At 61.8% G+C, this 5,125-nt stretch carries 4 protein-coding genes; 2 read left to right on the forward strand and 2 right to left on the reverse strand.

Annotated features, from left to right (window positions below; translation table 11 throughout):
- Positions 1-823 precede the first annotated feature (823 nt).
- Positions 824-1,225 (reverse strand): Dabb family protein, encoded by a 402-nt coding sequence (locus tag VMT40_RS31900; protein WP_326362945.1) that lies wholly within the window; start codon positions 1,223-1,225, stop codon positions 824-826.
- A 110-nt stretch (positions 1,226-1,335) separates the two neighbouring features.
- Here VMT40_RS31900 and VMT40_RS31905 point away from each other — a divergent pair, with 110 nt between their 5' ends.
- Positions 1,336-1,962 (forward strand): TetR/AcrR family transcriptional regulator, encoded by a 627-nt coding sequence (locus tag VMT40_RS31905; protein WP_326362946.1) that lies wholly within the window; start codon positions 1,336-1,338, stop codon positions 1,960-1,962.
- Positions 1,963-3,482: 1,520 nt separating this feature from the next.
- Here VMT40_RS31905 and VMT40_RS31910 read toward each other — a convergent pair.
- On the reverse strand, positions 3,483-4,118 hold the full coding sequence (locus VMT40_RS31910) for a TetR/AcrR family transcriptional regulator (protein WP_326362948.1): 636 nt from the start codon (positions 4,116-4,118) through the stop codon (positions 3,483-3,485).
- 107 nt (positions 4,119-4,225) lie between these two features.
- On the opposite strand from VMT40_RS31910, the gene VMT40_RS31915 reads away from it, so the two are divergent.
- The gene (locus VMT40_RS31915; RefSeq protein ID WP_326362949.1) at positions 4,226-4,948 is read left to right on the forward strand and encodes an SDR family oxidoreductase; all 723 of its coding nucleotides are present in this window, start codon (positions 4,226-4,228) and stop codon (positions 4,946-4,948) included.
- Positions 4,949-5,125 lie beyond the last annotated feature (177 nt).

Here is a 5,125-nt window from a genome sequence, read left to right on the forward strand (position 1 = left end):
CGACATACATGTCGCTCAGTGTCGTAACCGTACTTGCGGTGCTGGTCCTCTCGGTCGTCGCCCCAACACAGGCCACGCAACAAGCGTGGGTCCGCAGCATAATCGTCGCGACTACATCTGTGCTCACCTACATCTTCGCCCGACGCGCAGAAAGGGGCGAACCCCGCGCATTGCTCCGCTTGCGCATCGTCGTTGCCGTCCTAGTGATCGCATTCGCCGCCGTCCTGATCGCCCTCCCGTTGCCCGCCTGGATGGTTGTCGAGCAAGTAATCTGCCTAGCTCTGCTCATGATCATCGGGGCATACTCCCTTCGCCTCCCAAGGCCAACGAACGGTTGAACACGAACGCGCTCACGGTGACAACCATCCCGCCGACCTACTGACAACCGGGAAGCACACCGCGTCCCAGCCTCCCAAGTGACGTCATTTTCGCCGAAATTGATCACCGCTTCAGGCACGACGTGACTCCCAAATTCAGTTGGGACCGACGCCAGAACCCACCTGCCTAGCCAGATGCCATCGCGGTCGTAGACACTGGCCGCAGAGCGACATCCAAGATCAGCAGCAGTCCGAACATGTCGAACATGACGTGGCGTTTGCGTCTCTCACTGACGACTCCGCGACGCCAATGGGAGGGTTCTCGGTCGTGCAATGTAGCAACGAATCTCCATCACTGCAGGCGGACTTCCCGCCATTGGAAAGCCCGAGACGGCCCGAACGCATTCGGTCGCGGTCGTCGCACTGCACAACGCGGCCAGCGGCAAGTAAGTTGGTTGACCGTCGGATGACGAGCAAGCAGATCTCGCGTGCCGACGGCCCACGACTCAGGCGAAGCGCACCTCGGGGATGGTTGCCATAAGCTCCTCCCATTCGGGGTACATCTCGACCTTGCGTCGATGTAGCGCGTTGATCTTGTCGGCCAGGTCCGGGTCCGGATCATTCGAAATATCCGGCCCTATAACCAGTTTCGCGAAATGCGGGGCGATCTCTGGATCACCGGCCAAGTGCACCGGGTCGTGGAGGTACCGCTCCAGCGCCGCCAGATCCTCGATGCCGACGCAGTAGGCGTGCGTGAGGCCCTCGGCCGGATCGCCCAGGCTCTGACCCACCGTCGCGAAACTCACCGACTCCACCGACGCGGTGCGACGCATGGCCGCGAGCACCTCGGCACGCTGTTCCTCGGTCGTCTCCGTGCGGAAGCGGAACCGCAGGACGTGAACGATCATGTCAACTCCTCCTGTTGAACTCGTTGGTTCACTGCATGAAACCAACAGGTTCAGTAAACTCGATTGAACCAACGAGTTCAATAAGGCGAACACTGCGGTAAGGTGCCAGAGTGACCAGTGCGAAGGCGACCCGCGGCCGTATCGACAAGCGACAGGCCATCCTCGACGCCGCCCTCACCGTCTTCGCACGGCGCGGTTACGCCCAAGCGTGCGTGCAGGAGATCGCCGACACGGCCGCCGTCGCCAAACCAACGGTCTACAACCACCTGACAGACAAGGAAACCCTGTTCCGCGAGGCAATTTCGGCCGCCGCCGACACCGTCGGGACCGAGGCGCTGACCGCGCTCGACCCCCTGCGCGATCCCGGTGACGACCTCGCAGCCAGCCTCACCGAGACCGCCTCCCTGCTGCTGCGTGCATGTTCGGACGAGCGTGCGCTGGCCCTGCACCGGCTCACCTACTCCGAGGCCGCGGACTTCCCCGACCTGGTCGAGACAGTGCTGAACCGTACGACGCTGCGGCTGCGCGAGACCCTCGCCGACCGGCTGGCCCGGCTCACCCTGTCCGGCCGCCTACGTCACAGCGACCCGTCCGTCGCCGCAGAGCAGTTTCTGGCCTTGCTCAGCGGACCGCTGGAATCCCGCTCACACCAAGGCAATCGCAACGTCCCCCCTGCTGAGCTCCGGAACATCGCTGACGCCGCCACCGATACCTTCCTACGCGCATACCTTGCCTAACCGATAACGGCAGAGACATCCGTGCGGATAGGCCTTACCGCCCACCGATCGGCGGGAGGACGCGGCTGCTCCCCATAGCAGAATGCCGTCGGCCACCGCCGGTCCCGAGGACGAGAGGTAGCTTGCGAAGCGACGTCGCTTGGTAGCGGGCTTGCGTTCACGTTCGTGAGAAGTGCTGTTGAACAGTGGAACCCAGCTACTGCCCTACATGCGGTAAATGCATGCTGATGTCCCCTTATCGCGGGAGCACTGGTTTCGGCCACGCGCCGTGCGGTTCCAAGCAGCCCCGCGATCATCTGGAGTCGAAACCGGCACGGAGGAACTGCATTTCATCCGGACCGCGGGTCGGTGTGAGCAGGATCTTGATTTGGCCAAGCCGGGGTCGAGCCAGTCGGCTAGGTGGGCTCGGCGCTGGTCAGAGCAGCGCAAGAGCGCAGCGATGTGCTTGCGTAGGCGGGCTTCACGTGACGGCGGATCAGGTCGGACCGGGCTATCGGGCCTGGCCGAATTGGCGTGCTCTCTTGCCACTTTGACGGCGATGTGACCAGCGATCGGATGCATGTCGATCTCCTTTTGGTGAGCATTAACTCCGCACCTGACCGGTGCTGGACCGAATGACCAGTTCGGTGGGTAAACCACGCGAGCCACTCCTCGGACGGATCCAGGAGCATGCGTCCGAGGGGTGGCTCGCGCCAGGCGGCGGCGCTTCCAAGTGGTTGTAGGAATCACCTCCCGGCCTCAACGGCCATGGGACCGGGTCGGCTTAGTCAACTAGTTCGTCGAGCCATACGCCCGCACGCATCACCAACGACTGCCCAGGCATCGATCATCAAGACATCCACCGCGCTTCCCAGAGATGCACGAACCCGTAGCTGCGCCTGGAAGTTTCGCACCATACGGCTGTTCTCGAACGTCGCCGTCAAGAGGCGAGGCTCATCCCGCCCGTAGGACACCGGTATGAGATGCGGCCCCGCCCGTCGTTGGCAGTCGTGAACCACGGTCTGAATTTCATTCCGCCCCGTCCGCAAACATGGCAGTCCGGAGCGTTAGTGGGGAACGTCGCCCCAGCAGGTCGGCCCCGCGCCCGTGATCGCGCACAACAGGTTGAGCGCTGCGTTGAGCAGAGTCCCGGATCCTGAGAAGGACCCTGAGTCGACGGAAGTCGCGATATGAGACAGGTCTGGTGAGGGCTGCGCGTTCGCTGCTGATGCGTAAGGTACGCCAACTATCGCAAGAGCTGTGCAGGCAGCAAACACAGCTGCGGATCGTTTGAGGCCACTTCTTGTGCGCTGGGTCTTCGTCATGAATCCTTCTTATCTGAGAGGTATACGAACGAGCGTCCAAGCTAGCTCGCCTAGGTGTGCCGTTGTCATGAGTAGTTTTATCGATTCCGGTCCGATACTGACCTCTAGGTTCCGGGTGAAGGCTGCCCCCGGGTCGGCTCGCGGCATGGCAAGACGGTGTTTTTCGAGCGGGCCCGCACGATTTCAACGTGCCGGTAACGAAGTCCGGCTCGAGTACTAGGGTCTGCTTTTACCGAACCGGACAACTCCAGTTAGCAATGCCAACAGGATGTCGTCGATCCGATCATGGCTAAGATGGAGTCGCGTGGCGATCTCGTCACAGGTTGCGAAGGTGGTGACCGCCCCAACGACTGCGGCGGCGGTGTCCGTGTCAAAGGGGCCGCACAGGCGGCCGGCATCCGCGAGTCTGGTGACGAACAACGTGACTTGATCGAAGCGCCACTGCTCTCGGCTACTAATGATCCGGTGGACCTCCGGGTCCACCGCGGAGAGACTGATCAAGCGTCGAAACAGGTCTGGGTCAGTGCTCCAGAAGCGGCACAGTTCAGAGATCATCGCAGTGAAGGCGGCGACCGGGTCGGTGAGGGCGGCAGCTGCGTACATGCCGGCCACGAGCCCAGCCCGTTGTGAAAGGTCCTCAGCTATCGCGTCGAGGAGCCCGAGCTTGTTGCCGAACTTCCGATAAATGGTCACGCGTGTGACCTCGGCATCGGCGGCGACTTGCTCGAGGCTGAGATTGTGATAGCCAGCGTCGATCAGGCGCTGCCGAGCCGCAGCAAGGATCTTGCTGCGGGTGCGTTCAGCTCCGCGGGCGCGCAACCCCAGTTGCGCCGGCAACTCAGCTCGGTTCACCTACCTTATGTTACGGCTTGTATCTCATGTTACGACTTGTATCATCGAGAGAGAAGCTATTGGACGATTGCAGATGAAAGAGGTGTTCTGTTTTGAGTGGATACCCTGTGGCATTGGTGACGGGAGCAAACAAGGGGCTGGGAAAGGAGACCGCACGCCAGCTCGCTGGACGTGGGGCCACGGTGGTGTTGGGAAGTCGCGACCTTGCCCGCGGCAAGGCGGCCGCCGATGAGCTGGCCGCTGAGGGCATCAACGTAATCCCGATACGGCTCGATGTGGTCGACGCGGATAGCGTCCGAGAAGCTGCGGATTGGCTGGACGCCACCTACGGGCAGCTGGACGTACTGGTCAACAATGCGGGAGCCCACATCGATCAGGTCGCCGAACGCACCACCGCTGTTGAGATGCGGCAGAACTACGAGGTCAATGTCTTCGGCGTGGTGACGATGATCCACACCATGCTGCCACTGCTGGCGAAATCACCTGCACCGCGCATCGTTAACGTCACCAGTACCACCGCATCCCTCTCACTGACCAGCAGCGGAACCGACTTCGGTGGTGACGCGCATCTGCGGCTGGCCTACTCCTCGTCCAAAGCGGCGCTGAATATGCTCACGATCCAATACGCCAAAGCATTCGGCAACAGCGACGCGCTTGCTCACGTCAAGATCAATTCGGCAACTCCCGGATATACCGCCACCGATATGACGAAGCATCGAGGCACACGCTCGGTTGCCGAAGGAGCCCGCGTCATCGTCCACCTCGCCACGCTCGGAGACGACGGTCCCACCGGTGGCTTTTTCAATGATGCCGGACCTGTGCCGTGGTGATTCCACGTCCTCATTCAGTCCACGAACTCATACCGGCTTATTGTTGGACGGGCCGCGCACAGATCGGCTGCCGTCATCAACCAGGATGTTGGAGAGGCGGTGCGGAGCCTCGGCTCGATCGAGCTTAGGTATCCGACCGCTGACGCTAACTACCAGACGATCCGGGCGAATGGTCAA

The sequence above is a fragment of the Nocardia sp. CDC160 genome (genome assembly GCF_035818795.1).
Lineage (GTDB): Bacteria > Actinomycetota > Actinomycetes > Mycobacteriales > Mycobacteriaceae > Nocardia.